The sequence below is a fragment of the Enterobacter sp. ECC-175 genome (assembly GCF_043968675.1).
Classification (GTDB): Bacteria; Pseudomonadota; Gammaproteobacteria; order Enterobacterales; family Enterobacteriaceae; genus Enterobacter.
On the sequence record NZ_CP143776.1, the window covers coordinates 1,887,051 to 1,911,077 of the forward strand.

The 24,027-nt window shown below is 57.8% G+C and carries 21 protein-coding genes; 8 read left to right on the forward strand and 13 right to left on the reverse strand.

What is annotated here, in order from left to right:
• The first annotated feature begins 73 nt into the window (after positions 1–73).
• The 3 genes from glnS (at position 74) to chiQ (ending at position 3,971) form a co-directional block, all read left to right on the forward strand.
• Complete coding sequence (gene glnS, locus V1599_RS08915) at positions 74–1,741, forward strand: glutamine--tRNA ligase (RefSeq protein ID WP_112011497.1); 1,668 nt, start codon at positions 74–76, stop codon at positions 1,739–1,741.
• Between the two features lie 447 nt (positions 1,742–2,188).
• The gene (chiP, locus tag V1599_RS08920; protein ID WP_395301386.1) at positions 2,189–3,598 is read left to right on the forward strand and encodes a chitoporin; all 1,410 of its coding nucleotides are present in this window, start codon (positions 2,189–2,191) and stop codon (positions 3,596–3,598) included.
• Positions 3,599–3,641: 43 nt separating this feature from the next.
• Positions 3,642–3,971, forward strand: coding sequence for a ChiQ/YbfN family lipoprotein (chiQ, locus tag V1599_RS08925; RefSeq protein WP_395301387.1), 330 nt, complete (start codon positions 3,642–3,644; stop codon positions 3,969–3,971).
• Positions 3,972–4,116: 145 nt separating this feature from the next.
• Here chiQ and fur read toward each other — a convergent pair whose 3' ends face one another.
• The 4 genes from fur to ybfF form a co-directional block, all read right to left on the reverse strand.
• On the reverse strand, positions 4,117–4,563 hold the full coding sequence (gene fur, locus V1599_RS08930) for a ferric iron uptake transcriptional regulator (protein WP_112011494.1): 447 nt from the start codon (positions 4,561–4,563) through the stop codon (positions 4,117–4,119).
• A gap of 291 nt (positions 4,564–4,854) precedes the next feature.
• Positions 4,855–5,385 carry a flavodoxin FldA gene (gene fldA, locus V1599_RS08935; protein WP_003858653.1) on the reverse strand — a complete coding sequence of 177 codons (531 nt, stop codon included), beginning with the start codon at positions 5,383–5,385 and terminating at the stop codon, positions 4,855–4,857.
• Positions 5,386–5,534: 149 nt separating this feature from the next.
• Positions 5,535–5,828, reverse strand: coding sequence for a LexA regulated protein (gene ybfE / locus V1599_RS08940; RefSeq protein WP_112011493.1), 294 nt, complete (start codon positions 5,826–5,828; stop codon positions 5,535–5,537).
• A 128-nt stretch (positions 5,829–5,956) separates the two neighbouring features.
• On the reverse strand, positions 5,957–6,730 hold the full coding sequence (ybfF, locus tag V1599_RS08945; protein WP_395301388.1) for an esterase: 774 nt from the start codon (positions 6,728–6,730) through the stop codon (positions 5,957–5,959).
• A 183-nt stretch (positions 6,731–6,913) separates the two neighbouring features.
• On the opposite strand from ybfF, the gene seqA reads away from it, so the two are divergent.
• Both seqA and pgm read left to right on the forward strand, forming a co-directional pair.
• The gene (gene seqA / locus V1599_RS08950) at positions 6,914–7,462 is read left to right on the forward strand and encodes a replication initiation negative regulator SeqA (RefSeq protein ID WP_112011491.1); all 549 of its coding nucleotides are present in this window, start codon (positions 6,914–6,916) and stop codon (positions 7,460–7,462) included.
• A 24-nt stretch (positions 7,463–7,486) separates the two neighbouring features.
• On the forward strand, positions 7,487–9,127 hold the full coding sequence (gene pgm / locus V1599_RS08955; protein ID WP_395301389.1) for a phosphoglucomutase (alpha-D-glucose-1,6-bisphosphate-dependent): 1,641 nt from the start codon (positions 7,487–7,489) through the stop codon (positions 9,125–9,127).
• Between the two features lie 103 nt (positions 9,128–9,230).
• Here pgm and potE read toward each other — a convergent pair whose 3' ends face one another.
• The 9 genes from potE to kdpF form a co-directional block, all read right to left on the reverse strand.
• A complete protein-coding gene (gene potE / locus V1599_RS08960; RefSeq protein ID WP_395301390.1) occupies positions 9,231–10,544 on the reverse strand; it encodes a putrescine-ornithine antiporter in 1,314 nt (437 codons plus the stop codon).
• Positions 10,541–12,739 (reverse strand): ornithine decarboxylase SpeF, encoded by a 2,199-nt coding sequence (speF, locus tag V1599_RS08965; RefSeq protein ID WP_395301391.1) that lies wholly within the window; start codon positions 12,737–12,739, stop codon positions 10,541–10,543. The genes potE and speF overlap by 4 nt, the downstream gene beginning before the upstream one ends.
• Before the next feature lie 255 nt (positions 12,740–12,994).
• Complete coding sequence (gene speFL / locus V1599_RS08970; protein WP_395301392.1) at positions 12,995–13,099, reverse strand: leader peptide SpeFL; 105 nt, start codon at positions 13,097–13,099, stop codon at positions 12,995–12,997.
• Positions 13,100–13,377: 278 nt separating this feature from the next.
• The gene (gene kdpE, locus V1599_RS08975) at positions 13,378–14,055 is read right to left on the reverse strand and encodes a two-component system response regulator KdpE (protein WP_297119176.1); all 678 of its coding nucleotides are present in this window, start codon (positions 14,053–14,055) and stop codon (positions 13,378–13,380) included.
• Entirely contained in the window at positions 14,052–16,739 is a 2,688-nt protein-coding gene (gene kdpD, locus V1599_RS08980) for a two-component system sensor histidine kinase KdpD (protein ID WP_395301393.1), read from the reverse strand. Before kdpD ends, kdpE begins: the two co-directional genes overlap by 4 nt.
• Positions 16,740–17,315 carry a potassium-transporting ATPase subunit KdpC gene (kdpC, locus tag V1599_RS08985; RefSeq protein WP_112011485.1) on the reverse strand — a complete coding sequence of 192 codons (576 nt, stop codon included), beginning with the start codon at positions 17,313–17,315 and terminating at the stop codon, positions 16,740–16,742.
• A gap of 12 nt (positions 17,316–17,327) precedes the next feature.
• Positions 17,328–19,376, reverse strand: coding sequence for a potassium-transporting ATPase subunit KdpB (kdpB, locus tag V1599_RS08990; RefSeq protein WP_395301394.1), 2,049 nt, complete (start codon positions 19,374–19,376; stop codon positions 17,328–17,330).
• Positions 19,377–19,394: 18 nt separating this feature from the next.
• Positions 19,395–21,074: a potassium-transporting ATPase subunit KdpA gene (gene kdpA / locus V1599_RS08995; protein ID WP_395301395.1), complete on the reverse strand. Its 1,680-nt coding sequence runs from the start codon at positions 21,072–21,074 to the stop codon at positions 19,395–19,397.
• Positions 21,074–21,163: a K(+)-transporting ATPase subunit F gene (kdpF, locus tag V1599_RS09000; protein ID WP_112011482.1), complete on the reverse strand. Its 90-nt coding sequence runs from the start codon at positions 21,161–21,163 to the stop codon at positions 21,074–21,076. The genes kdpA and kdpF overlap by 1 nt, the downstream gene beginning before the upstream one ends.
• 308 nt (positions 21,164–21,471) lie before the next feature.
• Here kdpF and V1599_RS09005 point away from each other — a divergent pair, with 308 nt between their 5' ends.
• From V1599_RS09005 to V1599_RS09015, 3 genes are all read left to right on the forward strand, one after another.
• Positions 21,472–21,678 carry a YbfA family protein gene (locus V1599_RS09005; RefSeq protein ID WP_112011481.1) on the forward strand — a complete coding sequence of 69 codons (207 nt, stop codon included), beginning with the start codon at positions 21,472–21,474 and terminating at the stop codon, positions 21,676–21,678.
• Positions 21,679–21,846: 168 nt separating this feature from the next.
• Positions 21,847–23,259 (forward strand): deoxyribodipyrimidine photo-lyase, encoded by a 1,413-nt coding sequence (phrB, locus tag V1599_RS09010; protein WP_395301396.1) that lies wholly within the window; start codon positions 21,847–21,849, stop codon positions 23,257–23,259.
• Positions 23,260–23,269: 10 nt separating this feature from the next.
• Entirely contained in the window at positions 23,270–24,013 is a 744-nt protein-coding gene (locus V1599_RS09015; protein ID WP_112011564.1) for a type 2 GTP cyclohydrolase I, read from the forward strand.
• The last annotated feature ends 14 nt before the right edge of the window (positions 24,014–24,027 follow it).

The following is a 24,027-nucleotide window of genomic DNA, read 5'->3' on the forward strand; positions in this document are numbered from 1 at the left end:
AAGGGTTGTCACTACGTCCGGCTTATAAGATCATATGCCGTTATACGTTGTTTACGCTTTTGAGGAATCCACGATGAGTGAGGCTGAAGCCCGCCCGAGTAACTTTATTCGTCAGATCATCGATGAAGATCTGGCCAGTGGTAAGCACACCACGGTTCATACGCGTTTCCCGCCGGAGCCAAACGGCTACCTGCACATTGGTCACGCGAAATCTATCTGCCTGAACTTCGGCATTGCGCAAGACTATCAGGGCCAATGCAACCTGCGTTTCGATGACACAAACCCCGCAAAAGAAGACATCGAATACGTTGAGTCAATTAAAAACGACGTGCAATGGCTGGGCTTTAACTGGTCAGGCGACATCTGCTACTCCTCTAACTATTTCGATCAGCTGTATGCCTACGCGGTGGAGCTGATCAACAAAGGTCTGGCGTATGTCGACGAACTGTCCGCTGACGAAATCCGCGAGTATCGCGGTACGCTGACGGCGCCTGGCAAAAACAGCCCGTTCCGCGACCGCAGCGTGGAAGAGAACCTGGCGCTGTTTGAAAAAATGCGTGCCGGCGGCTTCGAAGAGGGCAAAGCCTGCCTGCGTGCCAAAATCGACATGGCGTCACCGTTTATCGTGATGCGCGATCCGGTGCTGTACCGCATTAAGTTTGCTGAACACCACCAGACCGGCAACAAGTGGTGCATCTACCCGATGTACGACTTCACCCACTGCATCAGCGATGCGCTGGAAGGCATTACGCACTCGCTGTGTACGCTGGAGTTCCAGGACAACCGTCGCCTGTACGACTGGGTGCTGGATAACATCACTATTCCTGTGCATCCGCGTCAGTACGAGTTCTCTCGTCTGAATCTCGAATACACCGTGATGTCCAAGCGTAAGCTGAACCTGCTGGTCACCGACAAGCACGTTGAGGGCTGGGACGACCCGCGTATGCCGACCATTTCCGGCCTACGCCGTCGTGGCTACACCGCAGCTTCTATTCGCGAGTTCTGCAAACGTATCGGCATCACCAAGCAGGATAACACCATCGAGATGGCCTCCCTGGAATCCTGCATTCGCGAAGATCTCAATGAAAACGCGCCGCGCGCGATGGCCGTAATCGATCCGGTTAAGCTGGTTATCGAAAACTATCCGCAGGGTGAAAGCGAGCTGGTCTCCATGCCTAACCATCCGAACAAGCCGGAAATGGGAAGCCGTGACGTGCCGTTCAGCGGCGAGATCTGGATTGACCGCGCTGACTTCCGTGAAGAAGCGAACAAGCAGTACAAGCGTCTGGTGCTGGGTAAAGAAGTGCGTCTGCGTAACGCCTACGTCATCAAAGCCGAGCGCGTTGAAAAAGACGCGGAAGGTAACATCACCACCATCTTCTGTTCTTACGATGCGGAAACGCTGAGTAAGGATCCTGCCGATGGCCGCAAGGTGAAAGGCGTTATCCACTGGGTGAGCGCTGCCCACGCGCTGCCGGTAGAGATTCGCCTGTACGATCGCCTGTTCAGCGTACCTAACCCTGGTGCGGCCGAGGACTTCCTGTCCGTCATCAACCCTCAGTCGCTGGTGATTAAGCAGGGTTATGCTGAGCCGTCTCTGAAAGCGGCTGAAGCGGGCAAAGCGTTCCAGTTCGAACGTGAAGGGTATTTCTGCCTGGACAGCCGCCACAGCACGGCGGAAAAACCGGTATTTAACCGTACCGTAGGCCTGCGTGATACCTGGGCTAAATCAGGCGAATAATTTCGCCGCAGTGGTCAATGAGAAACAAACGCCGCTTATAGCGGCGTTTTTTTATTTAACGATCAGGCCATTAACGATATGAGCTTACACGCGCGCAGATAAAATCAGGTCAATGTCGTGCTACTTATTTTATTAAAATAAAGTTGTAATATTTACAGGGGGTATGGAGCTTAAAAAATAAACGCAAATAATGCATGTTATTGCGTAAAAATAGCCCTTATGCCTTGTAAATCCTCGCTTCATCTGAGTTGTTACAAATAGCTACTAAATATGTGCACTTCGTCATAATCCTGAGTTTTGCCTTCTAAAAAGCATTGATAATTCGCGTCGCGAAAAATAACCTAAAGACGGTAGTTAATTCGAGGGTATTTCTAACTACCCCTGACCATTAGGTCTTTTATATTTTCGCCGTTTTAGGCGCTTTAATTCGTCAAAGAGGAATAATCTATGCGTACGTTCAGTGGCAAACGTAGTGCGCTGGCGCTGGCTATTGCCGGTGTGACAGCATTGTCGGGGTTAGCGGTGACTCCAGAAGCTAAGGCAGCAGGTTTTATCGATGATTCTACCCTTACCGGGGGGATCTATTACTGGCAGCGTGAACGTGACCGTAAAGACGTCGCTGAAGATAAGTACAAAACAAACCTCTCTCACTCAACATGGAACGCCAACCTTGATTTCCAGTCAGGCTATGCGGCGGACATGTTCGGCCTGGATATTGCCGCATTTACCGCGATTGAAATGGCGGAAAACGGCGACAGCGGCCACCCGAACGAAATTGCCTTCTCCTCCAGCAATAAAGCCTACGATGAAGACTATTCGGGCGATAAAAGCGGTATCAGCCTGTATAAAGCGGCGGCAAAATTTAAATACGGCCCGGCGTGGGCTCGCGCGGGCTACATTCAGCCAACCGGCCAAACGCTGTTAGCCCCGCACTGGAGCTTTATGCCTGGTACTTACCAGGGGGCGGAAGCCGGGGCGAACTTTGACTACGGTGATGCGGGTGCGTTGAGCTTCTCCTACATGTGGACCAATGAGTACAAAGCGCCGTGGCACATTGAGATGGACAAGTTCTACCAGAACGACCGCAAGACTAAGGTTGATTACCTGCACTCGCTCGGTGCCAAATACGATTTCAAGAATGATCTGGTGCTTGAAGCAGCATTTGGTCAGGCAGAAGGCTTTGTCGATCAATACTTTGCCAAAGCCAGCTACAAGTTTGACGTCGCGGGCTCTCCGCTTTCAACCAGCTATCAGTTCTACGGGGCGCGCGATAAGGCCGACAACAACACCATTAATGATATCTACGACGGCACGGCCTGGCTGCAGGCGCTGACCTTTGGCTATAAGGTGGCCGAGGTAGTGGATTTGCGCCTGGAAGGGACGTGGGTGAAGGCGGAAGGGCAGCAGGGCTACTTCCTGCAGCGCATGACGCCAACCTACGCCTCCTCAAACGGTCGTCTCGACATCTGGTGGGATAACCGCTCAGACTTTAACGCCAACGGTGAAAAGGCGGTGTTCTTCGGGGCGATGTATGACCTCAAAAACTGGGATCTGTCGGGCTGGGCCGTCGGTGCGTCCTATGTTTACGCCTGGGATGCAAAACCGGCCGACTGGTTTATCAACGCCGCAGGCCAGCGTGAAGACTACGCGTCCAACAAAATCAAAGAGTCTGCGTACAGCCTTGATGCGATGTACACCGTACAGGACGGCCGTGCGAAGGGCACCATGTTCAAACTGCACTTCACTCAGTACGACAACCACTCCGATATCCCAAGCTGGGGCGGTGGTTACGGCAACATCTTCCAGGATGAGCGCGACGTGAAGTTCATGGTTATCGCCCCATTCACTATCTTCTGATAAACGCTCTGGCGGGCTAAGGCCCGCCGGAATGGAGACGGCTATGTTTAAGAAAATCGTACTTGTCGCGGTGATGACCGCCGGGCTTGCGGCCTGCGCAACCTCACCGGGGCCGAAAGAGGATTCGCGTCTAAAAGAGGCGTACAGCGCCTGTATCAATACCGCGCAAGGCTCGCCAGAAAAAATCGAGGCCTGTCAAAGCGTGCTGAACGTGCTGAAAAAAGAGAAGGCGCACGAGCAGTTTGCCACGCAGGAGAGCGTTCGCGTGATGGATTACCAGGCCTGCATCCAGGCGCGTAAAACCGGAAACGATCAGGAAGTGGCGAAGCGCTGCGATAAAATCTGGCAGGAAATTCGCAGCAACAATAACTAATGCGCTGTATTCACGCCCGGTGGCGCTGCGCTTACCGGCCTGCAAAGGTGTCACAGCCCCTCAGGCCCGGTAAGCGCAGCGCCACCGGGCTTTTTTAGGCAAAAAAAAAGCCAACCTCGCGGCTGGCTCAGAGTATGAATACGGATTATTTGGCGTCGTGTGCGCGGTCGTTCTCGCGGCAATCGCCTTCAGCGCAGTGACCATACAGGTACAGGCTGTGGTTGGTGAGGCGGATACCATGACGCGCAGCGATTTCACGCTGGCGTGATTCGATGGAATCATCGCTAAATTCAATAACCTTGCCGCAGTCGAGGCAGATCAGGTGATCGTGGTGGTGCTGCTGAGTCAGTTCGAAAACAGATTTACCGCCTTCGAAATTATGACGGGTAACAATGCCCGCGTCATCAAACTGGTTCAGCACACGATAGACGGTTGCCAGGCCAATTTCTTCACCCATATCGATAAGACGCTTGTAAAGGTCTTCCGCACTGACATGGTGATTGTCTGGCCCCTGAAGCACTTCAAGGATTTTTAACCGAGGAAGCGTTACTTTCAGGCCAGCCTTCTTTAATGCGGTATTGTTGTCAGTCATGCGGAATCTGTCCTGTTGCTAAACGATTCACTTCAAAAGAAGAAGTGACAGAGAATGCACTTGGGATAATGCGTCTCATTATAGAACTGCCACGCCTAAATGAAAACTGCAAGTCTCAAGCAAAATATGCTTATAAAAATGGGGTATCACCAACAAACTTGTTCGATGGAGCCCACGTTTTACCAGGGGGATATTGTACAGGTCTGAACGGAAAAGTTAAAAGTTTGTAGCAATTAATTTAATCGGTTTGACCTGGACAACGGGCGCAACCGGAGTCGCGCCGCAGGGATATCAGGCGTTGAGGATGTCGTCCAGGTTCAGCTCTTCACGAACCTGCTTCACCCATTTTTCAACGCGTTCGGCGGTCAGTTCTGGCTGACGGTCTTCGTCAATGGCCAGGCCAACAAAGTGGTCGTCATCAGCCAGGCCTTTGGAGGCTTCAAAGTGATAGCCCGCGGTTGGCCAGTGGCCAACAATAGCCGCGCCGCGCGGCTCAATGATGTCGCGGATAGTACCCAGCGCATCACAGAAATACTCCGCGTAGTCTTCCTGATCGCCGCAGCCGAACAGGGCGACCAGCTTGCCGTTAAAGTCCACTTCTTCAAGCGTAGGGAAGAAATCATCCCAGTCGCACTGCGCTTCACCATAGTACCAGGTCGGGATGCCCAGCAGCAGGATGTCATAGCCTTCGAGATCTTCTTTGCTGCTCTTGGCGATGTCGTGCACATCGGCAACGTCTTTACCGAGCTGTTTTTGAATGTTTTTTGCGATGTTTTCGGTATTGCCGGTGTCACTGCCGAAGAAAATGCCGATGATTGCCATGAGTAAAATAACCTCTTGAAACTTAATAGTATGGTGGCGCAAATTGTCCACGGATAAGGGCAATAATAGCAGAACACGCAACCCTGCGGAAACAGCTATCGCGCAGGACTGCACTCTGTGCTACATGAAAAGAGAGATTTGGGGGATTTTCAGACTTTTACTTTAGCGCGAAGCGTATCAAGCTGGGCGATCAGCATCGCTTCGATCAGCTCGCTGCGGCTAATGTTGCGTGCTTCAGCCAGCTCGTTAAGCGCATCAACCGCGTCAGCGTTAAGCTTCAGTTCGACACGCTTAAGCCCACGATTTTTATCGCGTTTAAGCTGGTTGCGTTTATTAATACGCAGCTGTTCGTCACGCGAGAGCGGATTCGTTTTCGGTCGTCCCGGTCGACGCTCATTCGCGAACAGATCTAGTGTCGTACGGTCCGTTTGTTCTTTGGCCATGATTCTGAGACTTCGGGGGAAACACGCCGCCCTGCTAAAGCCCGGGCGATAAGCGCGCCATCATACATCAGCGAAAACGACACGCCAACGACTGGAAGCCCGCAGCCTTCCAGTCGCTGACTTTTTAATCAATTCGCAGTATCAGTGAGATAGCGACGGATGGCGCGCAGGACGGCGTCCGGTTTTTCCGCGTGAACCCAGTGTCCAGCTCCGGCAATCACGTGGGCTCGCGCCTGAGGGAATTGCGCCAGCAGCGCGTCGCGGTACGCGTCGGTGACATAAGGCGAGTTACCGCCGCGGATAAAGAGGGCAGGGTGCGGCCAGGCGGGAACACTTTCCCAACCCACAATGTGAGAATACTGATCCCACAGAACGGGAACATTAAAGCGCCACTGGCCGTCAACAAACGATTTCAGCAGAAACTGCACCACGCCTTCCTCATCAAGATGCTCGCGCATCACGGTGGCGGCCTGTTGGCGAGTGGAAACACCCTCCTCGGTCACCGCATTGATGGCGGCAAAAATCTCGTCGTGGCGGCGAACGTCGTAATCCACGGGCGCGACGTCGATGACCACCAGACCGCTGATTCGCTCGGGCGCGAGCGCGGTCAGCGCCATCACCGCTTTACCGCCCATGGAATGCCCGATGAGCGTCGCTTTTTCCAGGCTATGTGCATCCAGCGTGTCCAGCAGATCCTGCGCCATCGCCGCGTAGGTCATCTCCTCCGCGCGACCGGAAAGGCCGTGATTGCGCATGTCGACCTGCAAAATATCATGATCGACCACCAGATCGCGCGCCAGCACGCCCAGGTTATCGAGGCTGCCAAAAAGCCCGTGAACCAGGACAATGGGGGGATTATTGTTCGGCGATTGCGCAGATAGCGCTCGGGTATTCAATTTCATGGCAAAGTTCTTTTTTTACGTATGTCAGGTTAGGGTATCATGTTCACCATTCTGCCGCCCGGCTGCAAGGTTCCAGTTTAATCCGACTTTTGCCGCCAACCTGGTTTGACGCTATCCGCTGTTGGGATTTGCTCCTATAATCCCAACGACTTGTATTCAGATAAGATATCGCACTGGATTAAGATGAAAACAATCGAAGTTGATGACGAACTCTATCAGTATATCGCCAGCCAAACGCGGCATATCGGGGAGAGCGCGTCAGACATTTTACGGCGCATGCTTAAAATTTCCGCCGCCGCACAGCCCGCAACGTCCGCGCCAAAAGAGGTTGCGCCTCAGCCTGGCGTAAATGCGTCAGCAAAACCTGCCGCGACGCCAGTAAAAGATAAAGTCCGCGCGGTGCGCGAGCTGCTGCTGTCTGACGAATATGCGGAACAGAAAAAAGCGGTTAACCGCTTTATGCTGGTGCTGTCTACACTCTACTCACTGGATAACAAAGCGTTTGCTGAAGCGACCGAATCGCTCCACGGCCGTACCCGCGTGTACTTCGCCGGCGACGAGCAGACGCTGCTGCAAAACGGCAATCAAACCAAACCTAAACATGTCCCGGGCACACCTTACTGGGTCATCACCAATACCAATACGGGCCGCAAGTGCAGCATGGTTGAACACATCATGCAGTCTATGCAGTTCCCTGCGGAATTGATTGAGAAGGTTTGCGGTACAATTTAACCCTTGCATCAGAAGGACCAGGCAATGGCAAATCACAGCCGTGCAGGCCAACCTGCACAACAAAGCGATTTGATTAACGTCGCTCAGCTGACCGCACAGTACTACGTGCTGAAACCGGTCGTGGGCAACGCAGAACACGCAGTGAAGTTTGGTACATCTGGCCACCGCGGCAGCGCGGCGCGCCACAGCTTTAACGAGCCGCACATTCTGGCCATTGCCCAGGCCATCGCGGAAGAGCGCGCTAAAAACGGCGTCACCGGTCCGTGCTACGTTGGGAAAGATACTCACGCCCTGTCTGAACCGGCGTTCATTTCCGTACTGGAAGTGCTGGCCGCGAACGGCGTAGACGTGATTGTCCAGGAGAATAACGGCTTCACGCCAACCCCGGCGGTATCAAACGCCATTCTCGTGCACAACAAAAAAGGTGGTCCGCTGGCTGACGGCATCGTCATCACGCCATCCCACAACCCGCCGGATGACGGGGGGATCAAATACAACCCGCCTAACGGCGGCCCTGCGGACACCAACGTCACCAAAGTGGTAGAAGACCGCGCGAACGCGCTGCTTGCAGCCGATCTGGACGGCGTCAAGCGCATTTCCCTGGACGCGGCCATGGCGTCCGGGCATGTGAAAGAGCAGGATCTGGTGCAGCCGTTCGTGGAAGGGCTGGCGGATATCGTCGACATGGCGGCGATCCAGAAAGCCGGCCTGAAGCTGGGCGTTGACCCGCTCGGCGGCTCCGGTATCGAATACTGGAAGCGCATCGCCGAGCATTACAAGCTGGATCTGACCATCGTTAACGATCACGTCGATCAGACCTTCCGCTTTATGCACCTGGATAAAGACGGCGCGATCCGCATGGACTGCTCCTCCGAGTGCGCGATGGCCGGTCTGCTGGCGCTGCGCGACAAATTCGACCTGGCGTTTGCCAACGATCCGGATTACGACCGCCACGGCATCGTGACCCCGGCGGGCCTGATGAATCCTAACCACTACCTGGCCGTTGCAATCAACTACCTGTTCCAGCACCGTCCGCAGTGGGGCAAAGAGGTGGCCGTCGGTAAAACGCTGGTCTCTTCCGCGATGATTGACCGCGTGGTTGACGCGCTGGGCCGCAAGCTGGTGGAAGTACCGGTCGGCTTCAAGTGGTTTGTTGACGGTCTGCACGACGGCAGCTTTGGCTTTGGCGGCGAAGAGAGCGCGGGCGCGTCCTTCCTGCGCTTCGACGGCACGCCGTGGTCCACCGACAAAGACGGCATCATCATGTGCCTGCTGGCGGCAGAAATCACTGCCGTCACCGGTAAAAACCCGCAGGAACATTACAACGAACTGGCAGTACGCTTCGGCGCGCCAAGCTACAACCGCATTCAGGCGGCAGCAACGTCCGCGCAGAAAGCCGCCCTGTCGAAACTTTCTCCAGAGATGGTCAGCGCAAGCACGCTGGCGGGTGACCCTATCACCGCGCGCCTGACGGCTGCGCCGGGCAACGGGGCGTCTATCGGTGGTCTGAAGGTGATGACCGAGAACGGCTGGTTCGCCGCGCGTCCGTCCGGTACGGAAGATGCGTACAAAATCTACTGCGAGAGCTTCCTCGGCGCTGAACATCGTCAGCAGATTGAGAAAGAAGCGGTGGAGATTGTCAGCGAAGTGCTGAAAAACGCGTAAGTGTGGATCGAGGGCGGGCTCATGTCCTCACCCAGGCCTCTCCCACTGGGAGAGGGTGAAAACGCTAAAAACGGCAACCCCAGGGTTGCCGTTTTGCTTTTCCCTAACTGTGTTTATTCGTCAATTCAAACCGCGGCGACACCAGCCCGTACAGCGTCCAGCCCATAAAGGTCACCATCGCGCCGTAGAGCATCGCTTCTTCACCGGAAGAGTAAAGCGCATAGAAGCTGTAGATAGCGCCCACCAGCGCCACAACGTTCGCCACTCTCGCCTTGCTCGGATCGACCTTCGCCACTTTCTGAATAATCACCAGCGCGGCCATCGACAGGATATACGGAATGATGTTCGTCACCACCGCCAGGTTAACCAGCACGTTGAACTGGCTGTTCAGCGACGGGCTAATGGTCATCAGCGACAGGCCGCTCTGGAAGATGACGATCGCCAGCATGCCCTGCACCGGTGCATCCGCTTTGGTCACGCGGGAGAAGATTTTCGGGAAATACCCTTCGTCAGCCGATGACTTGAACACCTGCGCGATGGTGAACTGCCAGCCGAGCAGCGAGCCGCAGCAGGACATTACCATCAGCCCCATAATCACTTTCCCGACTTCCGGCGTAAACATCTGCGCGAAGGCCAGCCCGAACGGTGCCGTGGAGTTCGCCAGATCCATATTGGGCACAATGCCGGCAATCACGTTGGTGGACACGATATAGATCACCGCTGCCCCCAGGGTGCCGCCGAGCACCGCAATCGGCACGTTCTTTTCCGGATTTTCGACGACTTCCGCGTTCGCGCACGCCGACTCCAGCCCCAGGAAGGCCCACAGCGTCATGGCAATGGACGAGCCCACCGCGGTGAAGAACGGCACGTGGTGCGGGTTCCAGGAGTTTGCGTACAGCGCCGGGCTAAACCAGAACCAGCCGATAACGCACAGCCCCACCACCGGAATAATCACCCCCCAGACGGTAATGCTGCTGAGCTGCCCGGTAATGCGCGCGCCGCCAAAGTTCGCCACGGTGCAGATCCACAGCACGCCGATTGTCGCCAGCCCAATCTGTACCGGGCTCAGCGTTGCGCCAAACAGCTCCGTACCGTAGCCCACGGCGGAAATGGCAATGGCGACGTTGGCGATCAGCAGCGACACGCCGTAGGTGTAGTTCGCCATAAAGTTACCGGACTTGCCGAAGGCGTATTCCGCGTAGCCGCCCATCCCGCCGGACTTGCGGCTGAACATTCCGCACTTGGCAAACGCCCACGCCAGCGCCATCGAACCCACCGCGGTCACCAGCCAGGAGATGATAGAGATGGTGCCCACTTCGGCAAGCTTGGTGGGCAGCATGATAATCCCGGACCCCATCATGTTCACCATGGTGAGGATAGTCAGCTGCACCACGCCCATCTTGTTGGATTTACTCATAATGCCTCTCCTTTGAGCAGCGCGGGCTGGGCTTCAGGTTGTTTGATGACGTAGCAGCGGACCTGCTTGCGGCCGTCGCACTCCTCCACGTACACGCCCTGTAGCTCAGGCGCAAAGCCCGGCAGCAGGTTGATCCCTTCTTCCAGCGCGGTGAAATAGCGCAGCACCGAACCGCCCCAGACTTCCCCCGGCACCACGCACAGCACGCCCGGTGGATAAGGCAGCGCGCCCTCGGCGGCGATGCGGCCCTCCGCGTCGCGCAGGGAAACCAGCTCGACCTCGCCGCGCAGATAGGCGTAGTTGGCGTCCTGCGGGTTCATCATCACGCGCGGGAAGTGGGACTGGCGGAACATCTCTTTTTGCAGCTGCTTGACGTTATGGCGGGCATACAGCTCATGCATTTCCTGGCAGATCTGGCGCAGGGTGTACCCGGCGTAACGTTCCGGGTGCTGCTTATAAAGAGAAGGCAGCACGTCGATAAGCGGCGCATCGCTCTCAAGCAGCTTCTCAAAGCGCACCAGCTGCGCGACAAGCTGCTGCAGTTTGCCCATATCTTCCGCAGGGGTGAGCAGGAACAGAATCGAGTTGAGGTCGCATTTCTCCGGCACGATGCCGTTCTCGCGCAGGAAGTTGGCGAGAATGGTGGCAGGCACGCCGAAATCCTCGTATTCACCGTTGCGGGCGTTGATGCCCGGCGTGGTCAGCAGCAGCTTGCACGGATCGATAAAATACTGGTGCTCGGCATAGCCCTCAAAGGCGTGCCAGCGCTCGCCCGGCACAAAGTGGAAGAAGCGCAGGTCGGTAGCGATGTCAGCCGTGTCCCAGCTTTCCCACGGGCGTCCGTCCACCGTTTCCGGCACGAACGGACGGATGAAGCGGCAGTTTTCGAGGATCAGCTTGCGCGCTTCAATGCCGGTCACCACGCAGTCCATCCACATGTTGCGGCCGTTCTGGCCCTCATGCATGCGGGCGTTAACATCGAGTGCGGCAAACAGCGGATAGAACGGGCTGGTGGAGGCATGCATCATAAAGGCGTTATTGAGACGCTTGTGCGGCACATAGCGCGGCTGGCCTTTTATGTGGCTGTCCTTCTTGTGGATCTGCGAGGTCTGCGAGAAGCCCGCCTGCTGTTTATGCACCGACTGGGTCACCAGAATGCCCGGATCGTTTTCGTTCAGCTCCAGCAGCAGCGGCGAACAGTCGGCCATCATCGGAATAAACTGCTCGTAGCCAACCCAGGCGGAGTCAAACAGGATGTAGTCGCAAAGATGCCCAATCTTGTCCACCACCTGGCGCGCGTTATAGATGGTGCCGTCGTAGGTGCCAAGCTGGATCACCGCCAGGCGGAACGGGCGCGCGTCGCGGGCGCGTTTGGGCGCGACGTGTTCCACCTGTTCGCGCAGGTAACGCTCTTCAAAGCAGTGCGCGTCAATCCCACCGATAAAGCCGTACGGGTTGCGCGCGGTTTCCAGATACACCGGCGTTGCGCCCGCCTGGAGCAGCGCGCCGTGATGGTTAGACTTGTGGTTGTTACGGTCGAACAGCACCAGATCGCCGGGCGTGAGCAGGGCGTTGAGCACCACTTTGTTTGATGAGGAAGTGCCGTTCAGCACGAAATAGGTTTTATCCGCGTTAAAGACTTTCGCCGCGTGCTGCTGGGCGATGCACGGCGCGCCCTCGTGGATCAGCAGGTCGCCCATTGCCACGTCGGCGTTGCACAAATCGGCGCGGAAAAGCGTTTCGCCAAAGAAATCAACGAACTGATTCCCGGCGGGATGGCGGCGGAAAAACTGTCCGCCCTGATGCCCCGGGCAGTCGAACGCGCTGTTGCCCTGCTGGACGTAATCAACCAGCGCGCGGAAGAACGGCGGGCGAAGCTGGGTCTCGTACTTCTGCGCGGCGGCCTCCAGCTGAAGCCCGTAAAAATGATTGCTGGTATCAGAATATTCAAATACGCCGTGGATCCGCGACAGGCAGTCCGCCGGAACAATTTCCTCTTTGTGTGTCGCAACAAATACCGGAATAGTAAATCCCGTTGCGTCTAATTCTTCTAATACACCGTTTTGAATATCACCTATTGCCAGCACGACCGCGGCAACGTCAATATAATCCGTGGCGCTAACGTCGACTATTTCCCTGTGGGTCGTAAAGCAGTCGGGGCACGCGCGGCTGGCGGCGATTTTTAAACTTTTCATCATAATCTCTTTATTTTAGGTAATAGGAGTCCCTCGATTTCCGCTCATCAAGAAATCGACAGTTAACCGGAAAAAAAGCAAAGCGTGGCCGCTGATAAAAAACAGCTAATTGCTTTTCTGAGAATAAAATTCAGTCCGTCCGGCTACGGATGCGTCTGAATCAACGGAAACGGGCGCAGCGGTTCGCAGGCAATCGCCTGTAACGTAGGGGTATTTCAGGTTTTTCTGCGACTGGGAGCGCCAGCGGTCGAAGGACTACCGGGCATTAAAGAGATGAAAGTCGAAGCAGTTGCGGTGGGCAAACATCATGATATGCGTCGCCCGCCTTATGTGGGGCATTAATCGATTGTTGTTTTCCATGTTCATATTCCTTTCATGATTGAAAGCACGGTCATTTTATCCAGGAAATGATGATTAACTGTGAAGAAGATCACCGTTAACCGATCAAAACAGAAATAATTATTCGTTTTGATTGAATAGTGCAGTTTAACGTTCTGCATTGTTGTTTTGATGTTAATGATGTGTTTTTGAAGTGTGTTTCATGTGCAGAAATAAATCTAAAAAATAACGCGGCATTATTTTTTTGGGGTTTATAAGAGACGAGGGTGATTTAGCTTAAAATAAAAACGAATAATTATTCAAAGCATAAACCGATAACCGATACCGGTTTCAGTTAATAAATGGCGAGGACGCGCGGGGTCAATTTCCAGCTTTTGGCGCAGGTGGCCCATATAAATGCGTAAATAGTGACTATGCTCGACGGCGTTCGGACCCCAGACCTGGCTCAAAAGCTGGCGCTGGGTAAGCACCTTGCCGTGGTTATTGAGCAAAACCGCCAGCAGGCGGAACTCGATCGGGGTGAGGTGGATCTCTTCCTCACCGCGAAGGATGCGGCGAGCGGCCAGGTCGACGCGGACGTCGCCAAAGGTGTAGACCGGGTCAGCGGCGGGAGCCGCGCCGTGGCGACGCAGCGCCACGCGGAGCCGCGCCTGTAGCTCGCCGATGCCAAACGGTTTGATCAGGTAATCGTCCGCGCCGGCGTCCAGCGCCGCGATTTTATCCGTCTCTTCGGTGCGGGCGGAGAGCACCAGAATCGGCATCTGGCTCCACTGGCGCACTTCGCGGATAAAATCGATGCCGTCACCGTCCGGCAGCCCCAGGTCGAGGATCGCCAGGTCCGGCTTGCGGGTAGCGGCTTCAATCAGGCCGCGCTGCAGCGTCCCCGCTTCGTGAACGCGCAGCCCGTCGCTTTCCAGCGCGGTGCGCAGAAAGCGGCTGATGGCGAGCTCATCTTCAACAATCAGGACGTTAATCACAAATCCTCTGGTAATTCATCAAGTTCTGGCGGGGCTTCCAGTGGAAGTGTAACACAAAATCGCGCGCCGCCTTCGGGCCGATTCTCGGCTGAAATCGTCCCTCCGTGCACGTCGATAATGGCCTGACAAATGGCCAGCCCGAGGCCAACGCCGGGAATGGCGGACTCTTTATTTCCGCGCGCGAATTTCTCAAAAATGGCGTGCTCCTGTCCGGGAGGAATACCCGGCCCCGAGTCCCAGACCTCGAGCCGCAGCGTCCGGTCCTTCACCGTGGCGTTAACGCCAATCTGCGCCTTTGCACCCGCGTATTTACCTGCGTTTTCGAGCAGATTGATCAGCACGCGCTCGAAAAGCGGGCCGTCGACGTGGATAAGCGTAAGCGGCTCCGGCAGGTTCAGCGCAATATGCCGACCGCCCAGCCCCGGTTCGAGCATCTTCAGCGCGCTGCCGACCACTTCCTCCAGGGTCAGCCACTCTTTTTTCAGGTTGAAGCCGCCCGACTGTATGCGCGCCATATCCAGCAGGTTGTTCACCAGGCGGGTCGTATTCAGCACGTGCTGGCGGATTTCGCTGGCCTGCAGCGCGTGCTTTGAACCTTCGGCAGCCAGATCCAGCGTCAGGATTTCAGACTGACCAAACAGCACCGTCAGCGGGGTGCGCAGATCGTGGGAGAGCGCCGCCAGCAGCGAGTTGCGGATGCTCTCGCGCTCGCTTGCCAGCCGGGCCTGCTCTTCGCTGGCGGTCAGCGCCAGGCGTTCGAGCGCGTTAGCGACGAGCAGGGTAAAGGTCTCCAGCAGCCGCTGCTGCTCGGGGATCATCAGCTGGCGCAGGTTAGACGGCTCGACGATAACCAGCCCCTGATTTTTATCCGCGCTGCGCAGGGGCAGGATCTGATACGGCACCCCCGGCAGCGTATCGGTGCCGGCTCCGGCGGGAAGCCCTTTGTCAAAGCTCCAGCGCGCGATGGCCTCATCCCACGGCGTCATGCCCGACGCGGAGGTGAGCGGGCGCAGCTGGCCGCGTTCGTCCGGGAGCAGAATCAGGTTGCTGGCGTGGAAGGTGGAGCGGATAAACTGCTCGCTGGTCTGCACGATATCCAGCGGCGTGCGGCCAACGGCCAGCGACTTGGACATCTCGTACAGGTGCCGCGTGCGCTGTTCGCGATAGCGGGCGATACGCGCCTGGTAGCGCACCCCGGCGGTCAGGTTGCCGATCACCAGCCCGACGGTCAGCATCACGCCAAAGGTCAGCACGTACTGCACGTCCGACACGGCAAGCGTCCCGCGCGGGGCGATGAAGAAGAGATCGAAGCTGACGACGTTGATGACGGTGGCCAGCACCGACGGCCAGCGCCCGTAGAAGAGGGCAACGACCACCACGCCCAGCAGGTAAATCATCACCAGGTTTGCGGCGTCGAAGGCGATCAGCCACTGGCTGGCAATCACGGTAATCAGGGTGCAAAGCGCGATAGCAACCAGGCAGCCGCGGATCTGCATACGCCATTTTTCGCTGAAGCCGCGGGCGTCCGGCGTGCGGTTCGGCAGCGGCGTCGGCTTATCGTCCAGCGCTACGATCACCAGATCCAGATCCGGCGCGCGCCGGGCCAGCCTGTCGGCAAACGACTCGCGGCTAAACCAGCGGCGGTGCTGACGGCGGCCAATCACGATTTTGCCCAGGTTATGCTCGCGGGCGTAGCGCAGAATCGCCTTGTCTTCCTGCGGATCGGAAAGGGTTGCGGTTTCGGCGCCCAGCTCCTGCGCCAGGCGCAGCGAGCTCAATATCGCGCGGCGCTGGTTTTCCGGCAGGGCGTGCAGCTGCGGCGTTTCAACATACACCGCGTGCCAGGCGCTGCCAAACTTTGCCGCCAGCCGCGCGGCGGTACGGATCAGCTTTTCATTGCCGCCGCCGTGGCCGATGCACAGCAGGATGGCATCCCGCGTGTGCCAGACGCGCTCCTGTCCCTGCAGGTCGCGCCAGGCGCGCATCTGGTCATCCACGCGGTCGGCGGTGCGGCGCAACGCCAGCTCGCGCAGGGCGATCAGGTTGCCTTTACGAAAGAAATGCTCGATGGCGCGTTCGGCCTGGCCGGCAATATAGACTTTGCCCTCGTGCAGGCGCTGGCGCAGATCGTCCGGCGGCAGGTCAACCAGCACGACCTCATCGGCGGCGTCAAAGAACGGGTCGGGTACGGTTTCCCGCACCTGAATGCCGGTCACGCCGCTGACGATATCGTTAAGGCTTTCAAGATGCTGAACGTTCACCGTGGTGAAGACGTCGATCCCGGCCTCAAGCAGCTCCTCCACATCCTGCCAGCGCTTGGGATGGCGCGAGCCCGGCGCGTTGCTGTGCGCCAGCTCGTCCATCAGGATAAGGGCGGGGCGGCGGGCGAGGGCGGCGTCCAGATCGAACTCGGTGACCAGCCTGCCGCGATGGCTGATGCGGCGTGCGGGCTGCGTGGCAAGCCCGTTAAGCAGCGCGGCCGTCTCTTTTCGCCCGTGCGTCTCGACCACACCGATGAGAATATCGAGCCCCTGCGCCCGCAGCCGCTGCGCTTCCGTCAGCATGGCAAAGGTCTTTCCGACGCCCGCGCAGGCGCCGAAAAAGATTTTGAGCTTGCCGCGGTGGGCTTCTGCCGCGTGTTCCAGCAGCCTGTCCGGGTCTGGACGAAGAGGCTCGTCGGTCATTTAGTTTTTCCTTAGCGCGTCCAGCGCCAGATTTAGCTCAACGATGTTTACCACCGGCGCGCCAATGAAGCTGACCAGCGGTTTTTGCGTGTGCTCAGCCACCAGCTGGCTTACCTGTTCCACCGTCAGCCCGCGGGCGGCGGCAACGCGCGGGATTTGCCACGCGACGGCCTGCGGCGACAGGCTGTAGTCCAGCCCGCTTGCGGAAGCGGTCACCAGCTCCACGGGCACCTCGCGGTCGGCCTGCGGGTTTGCGCTACGCAGCGCGGCAACGCGCTGGGCAACGGCGTTATCCAGCTCGGGGTTGCTCCCCGCCAGGTTACTGCCGCCGGATGCCATTGGATTATACGGGCTTTCCGCGGTGGCGGAAGGGCGCCCCTGGAAGTATCGGGCGTCGGTAAAGTTCTGCCCAATCAGGCGCGAGCCGCGGTTTTCGCCACCCTGCATAATCAGCGAGCCGTTGGCCTGGTCCGTAAACCACCACTGGCCCAGCGCGGTGGTCACCAGCGGGTAAAGCCCGCCGGTGATCAGAGACAGCAGAATAAACAGAAGTATAGCGGGACGTAACATCGTCATTTGATTCACCTTTTAAACCAGCCCGAAGAGGGTCAACAGCACGTCGATAACCTTGATGCCAATAAACGGCACCACCAGCCCGCCCAGGCCGTAAACCCACAGGTTGCGGCGCAGCATGGCGGCGGCGGTCAGCGGTTTGTAGCTCACCCCGCGCAGCGCCAGCGGGATCAGGAAGACAATAATCAGGGCGTTGAAGATCACCGCGCTGAGAATGGCCGATGACGGCGAGTGCAGGTGCATCACGTTCAGCGCGTTGAGCTGCGGATAGGTAGCGGCAAACGCGGCAGGAATAATGGCGAAATACTTCGCCACGTCGTTGGCGATGCTGAACGTGGTAAGCGAGCCGCGCGTCATCAGCATCTGCTTCCCAATGTGCACCACCTCGATCAGCTTGGTCGGGTTCGAGTCGAGATCGACCATGTTCCCCGCCTCTTTTGCCGCCTGGGTACCGGAGTTCATCGCCACCGCCACGTCGGCCTGCGCCAGAGCGGGCGCGTCGTTGGTGCCGTCGCCGGTCATCGCCACCAGGCGTCCTTCGGCCTGATACTGGCGGATCAGCGCCAGCTTGGCTTCCGGCGTGGCCTCTGCGAGAAAATCATCCACGCCCGCTTCGGCGGCGATGGCCGCCGCGGTCAGGCGATTATCCCCGGTGATCATCACCGTTTTGATCCCCATCTTGCGCAGCTGAGCGAAGCGCTCTTTGATGCCGCCCTTGACGATATCTTTCAGCGCAATCGCGCCCAGCACGCGCGAGCCTTCTGCCACCACCAGCGGGGTCGCCCCCTGGCGCGCGACGCTTTCCACCAGCGCGTCGACTTCCGGCGGGAAGTGGCCGTTGTTCGCCTCTATGTGGCGGCGAATGGCGTCCACGGAGCCTTTGCGGATCATGCGATCCTGAATGTTGATGCCGCTCATGCGCGTCTGCGCGGTGAAGGGCACAAAGGTCGCGTGAAGGCTTTGCACGTCCCGCTGGCGCAGGTTGAAGCGCTGCTTCGCCAGAATCACGATGCTGCGGCCTTCCGGCGTTTCGTCGGCAAGCGAAGAGAGCTGCGCCGCGTCGGCCAGCGTTTTTTCATCCACCCCTGGCGCGGGCAGGAAATCCGACGCCTGGCGGTTGCCGAGGGTGATGGTCCCGGTTTTGTCCAGCAGCAGCACGTCGACGTCGCCCGCGGCTTCCACGGCGCGTCCGCTGGTGGCGATCACGTTCGCGCCCAGCATCCGGCTCATCCCGGCCACGCCGATGGCGGACAGCAGGCCGCCGATGGTGGTCGGGATCAGGCAGACCAGCAGCGCGACCAGCACGGTAGTGGAGACCGCGTTGCCGCCGTAGGTCGAGAACGGCCACAGGGTGGCGGTCGCCAGCAGGAAGACGAGGGTTAACGCCACCAGAAGAATGGTCAGGGCGATTTCGTTCGGCGTTTTGCGGCGCTGGGCGCCCTCCACCATGGCGATCATCCTGTCGAGGAAGGTTTCGCCCGGGTTTACGCTGCACTGGATCACCAGCCAGTCGGAGAGAATGCGCGTCCCCCCGGTCACGGAGGCGAAGTCGCCGCCCGATTCGCGGATCACCGGCGCGGATTCCCCTGTAATGGCGCTTTCATCTACCGACGCGCCGCCCTCAATGACCTCTCCGTCGCAGGGGATGATGTCACCGGCCTCCACCAGCACCACGTCGCCCTTGCGCAGCTCGTCCGCCGGAACGTGATCCATCTGCGCGCCGTATTTCGGCTCGCGCAGCTTGCGGGCAAAGGCGGTCTTTTTCACCCCTTTCAGGCTGTTGGCCTGCGCCTTGCTTCTGCCCTCCGCCAGCGCTTCCGCAAAGTTGGCAAACAGCACGGTAAACCACAGCCACAGGCTAATGGCCGCGGTGAACGGTGCGTTTCCCGGCAGATGGCCCGTTGCCATGGCCACGGCCAGTACGGTAGTCAGCACGCTGCCGACCCAGACGATAAACATCACCGGGTTATGCCACTGAACGCGCGGGCTCAGCTTTTTAACCGCATCCATGAGGGCCTGACGAACTAACGACGGTTCGAACAGGGCCATTTGTTTACGACTCATGTCAAATACTCCGCAAAATCAGCGTAAAGAGAGATGTTCCGCGACCGGGCCAAGCGCGAGGGCGGGGATAAAGGTCAGCGCGCCGACCAGCAGCACGGTGCCAATCAGCAGGCCGATAAACAGCGCGCCGTGGGTCGGCAATGTGCCCACGGTGGTGGGCTGGATTTTTTTGCCCGCCAGCGACCCGGCGATCGCCATCACCGGAATAATCACGCCGAAGCGGCCCGCGAACATGCAGAAGGCCAGCAGGCAGTTCCAGAACGGCGAATTGGCGCTCAGGCCCGCAAAGGCGCTGCCGTTGTTGTTGGCGGCAGACGATACGGCGTACAGCACTTCGCTAAAGCCGTGGATGCCGGGGTTGAAGATGCCGCTGCGTCCGGCGTCGGTCATCAGCGCCAGCGCGGTGCCGAGCAGCACGAGGGCAGGGGTGACCAGAATCGCCAGCGCGGTAAACTTCATCTCCCGCACGTCGATTTTTTTCCCGAGATATTCCGGCGTGCGGCCTATCATCAGGCCGGCGATAAACACCGCCAGCAGCACGAACAGCAGCATGCCGTACAGGCCCGATCCCACGCCGCCAAACACCACCTCACCAATCTGCATCAGCCACATTGGGATCATGCCGCCCAGCGCGGTAAAGGAGTCATGCATGGCGTTTACCGCGCCGCAGGAGGCGGCCGTCGTCACCACGGCGTACAGGCTGCTGGCGAGAATGCCGAAGCGGCTCTCTTTACCTTCCATATTGATGTTGCTGTCAGCGCCCAGCTGCATAAAGTGGCTGTTGCCGTTCCATTCGGCCCACATCACCAGCGCAACGCACACCACGAAGATCAGCGACATTGCCCACAGCAGCGTGCGGCCCTGGCGGCGATCGTTGACCACCTCGCCAAACGCGAAGCACAGCGCCGCGGGGATCAGGAAGATCGCCAGCATCTGGACAAAATTGGTTAGCGCCGTCGGGTTCTCGAACGGATGCGAGGCGTTGGCGTTAAAGAATCCGCCGCCGTTGGTGCCGAGCATTTTGATCGCTTCCTGCGAGGCCACCGGGCCCATCGGCAGCAGCTCTTTTGCCCCTTCGATCGAGGTATACGGCGCGTACGGCAGCACGTTTTGCAGCGTCCCCTGCTGAATAAAGAACAGCGCAATCAGCAGGGCGATCGGCAGTAAAACCCACAGCGTGATGCGCGTCAGATCGATCCAGGCGTTGCCGAGCGTGCTGGTATTCTGCCGCGCAAAGGCGCGCGTCAGGGCAAAAATCACCGCAATGCCGCTGGCGGCAGAGAGGAAGTTTTGCACGGTAAGCCCGGCCATCTGGCTAAAGTAGCTCAGCGTGGTTTCACCGGCGTAGGACTGCCAGTTGGTGTTGGTGACGAAGCTAACCGCCGTGTTCAGCGCCAGATGCCAGGAGAGCCCCGGCAAATGTTGCGGGTTGAGCGGTAGCCAGCCCTGTAGCATGAGCATGGTGAACAGGGCAATCAGACCCAGGACGTTCAGCAGCAGAATCGCCGCGAGATACTGACGCCAGTTCATCTCGCTATCGCGTATTCCGAGCATGCGCCAGAGCCCGCTCTCAGCGCGGCCTACGCCCGGCAGCGCCACGTTGTTGATCATCCTCGCCAGCAGCGTTCCCAGCGGCTTTGCCAGAATAAACAGCGCCAGTAAAAAGCTGGCGATGAGCAAAAATGCCTGAGCAGCCATCAGAATGCCTCCGCATGAATCAGGGCATAAACCAGATAAGCCAATAACAGGAATACCAGCACGATGCCGGCAATGATACCTGCACTCACAATCCACCTCCGGGTGACATATGTTGATGTGCTAACGGTAGGATTTATGGCGCAAAGATTTCGCAAAAATCGCAGGGAAGGGTGTAAAAAAAGTATAAAAATGGAAAGGCCACAATTTAACTATTGGTAAGTAAATTGTTAACTTTCTTGTAACTTAATTACGGCGTGAATGTAAATATTCACTAAATGGATGAAAATAAGTGGTCGGATGAGTAGTAAAATTACAAACAAAACGATATTATTTTAGCCAGCTCACAAATTTTGAATTTTCCGGATGACCTTTCCGGCCAACTATAGGGGAGAAAAATATGGATCTTTATAAAGCGTTTCCGGCTCATATCGTTTTCATGCGTCGCACTTTCGCCGTAGTGGCCGGCGTGCTGGCCCTGCCGGTAATGCTGTTCTGGAAAGATCGCGCACGCTTTTACAGCTACCTGCACCGCGTCTGGGCGAAAACCAGCGATAAGCCGGTGTGGATGGACCAGGCCGAAAAAGCGACCTGCGATTTCTACTGATACGAAGAGCATCCCTCTCACCGCGATAACACGTCGCGTTAAGGCCGCCCCGGGCGGCCTTTTTTATTTCATCGCGTCTACACTTCTATGGCAAAGTAAACAAAAGCACGCCGTTTTCCCTTTGGCGGCATGCCATTACGGACATAATGGACAATTGCCAGGAGTTTTATGCCCACCCATCTGGTTTGGTTTCGCGCGGATTTACGCGTCCACGATAACACCGCTCTCGCTGCCGCCTGCCGTTCACCGAGCGCCAACGTTCTGGCGCTGTTTGTGGCTACCCCTAAACAGTGGCAGCAGCACGATATGGCGCCGCGTCAGGCCGCGTATCTGGCGGCGCATCTGAACGACCTGCAGCGTTCCCTCGCCGAAAAAGGCATTCCGCTGATCTATGAAGAGGTGGATGACTTTGCCGCGCAGGTCGAAAAAGTGAAGCAGGTCTGCGAGCAGCATGACGTCACCGATCTTTTTTATAACTACCAGTACGAATACAACGAGCAACAGCGCGATCGCCAGCTGGAGAACGCGCTGGAGACGGTGGTGTGCCAGGGTTTTGACGATAGCGTGATGCTGCCTCCGGGCAGCGTGATGACCGGCAGCCGCGAGATGTACAAAGTTTTCACGCCGTTCAAGAACGCGTTTATTAAGCGGCTGAAGGAGGGATTGCCCGAGTGCGTGGCCGCGCCTGCCGTGAGGGGCGACGCGATCGCGAAGCTGCCCGAGCTGAAGATTCATTATCCGCAGCAGGCGTTTGACGACGCGCTGTTTCCCGCCAGCGAGAAAGCGGCCATTGCCCAGCTGCGCCAGTTCTGCAAGCACGGGGCGGCCGACTACGAGGCGCGACGTGATTTTCCCGCCGTTGAGGGCACCAGCCGCCTGTCGGCCTGCCTGACGCTGGGCGCGATCTCCCCGCGCCAGTGCCTGCACCGCCTGCTGGCGGAACGGCCTGACGCTCTGGACGGCGGCGCGGGGGCCGTGTGGCTCAGCGAACTGATCTGGCGCGAATTTTACCGCCATCTGATGACGTATCATCCTGATTTATGTAAACATCGTCCTTTCATTGGTTGGACCGATAAGGTGGCGTGGCAGTCCAATGACGAGCAGCTCAAGGCCTGGCAAACCGGGATGACCGGCTATCCGATCGTCGATGCAGCCATGCGCCAGCTGAATGAAACCGGCTGGATGCACAACCGTCTGCGAATGATTACCGCCAGCTTCCTGGTTAAAGATCTGCTTATCGACTGGCGCGTCGGGGAGCGGTATTTTATTTCTCAGCTGATTGACGGCGATCTCGCCGCCAACAACGGCGGCTGGCAGTGGGCGGCCTCTACGGGTACCGATGCGGCACCGTATTTCCGCATTTTTAACCCAACCACGCAGGGGCAAAAATTTGATGCGGAAGGCGAGTTCATCCGCCGCTGGCTGCCCGAGCTGGCAAACGTCCCGGCGAAAGCGATCCACGAGCCGTGGGGATGGGCGGACAAGCAGGGCGTGACGCTCGATTATCCGCGTCCCCTCGTTGACCATAAACAGGCGCGCGTCGCCACGCTGGCGGCGTATGAAGCCGCCCGCAAAGCTTAAGAGAGTAATGATGAAAAATAGCGAACTGGAAAGCCTGATTAACGAAAAATTAAACAGCGCCTCTTTTAGCGACTACGGCCCAAACGGCCTGCAGGTTGAAGGACGCGACGAGGTGCAGAAAATTGTCACCGGCGTGACGGCCAGCCAGGCGCTGCTGGACGAAGCCGTGCGGCAGCAGGCGGACGCGGTGATTGTTCACCATGGATACTTCTGGAAGAACGAATCGCCGATTATTCGCGGCATGAAGCGCAACCGTCTGAAAACGCTGCTCGCCAATGATATTAACCTGTACGGGTATCACCTGCCGCTTGATGCGCACCCCGAGCTTGGCAATAACGTTCAGCTGGCGCAGCTGCTGGGCATTACGGTGATGGGCGAAATCGAGCCGCTGGTGCCGTGGGGCGAGCTGTCGATGCCGGTGCCGGGCCTCGAGCTGGCGTCGTGGATTGAAGCGCGCCTGGGACGCCGTCCGCTGTGGAGCGGCGATACCGGCCCGGATACGGTGAAGCGCGTGGCGTGGTGTACCGGCGGCGGGCAGGGCTTTATCGACAGCGCCGCGCGCTTTGGCGTGGATGCTTTCATCACCGGTGAAGTGTCTGAGCAGACTATCCACTCGGCCCGCGAGCAGGGCCTGCACTTCTATGCGGCGGGCCATCACGCGACCGAGCGCGGCGGCATTCGCGCGCTCAGCGAGTGGCTGACGGAAAATACCGATCTGGATGTGACCTTCGTCGATATTCCTAACCCGGCCTGATGAGAGGTATCTAA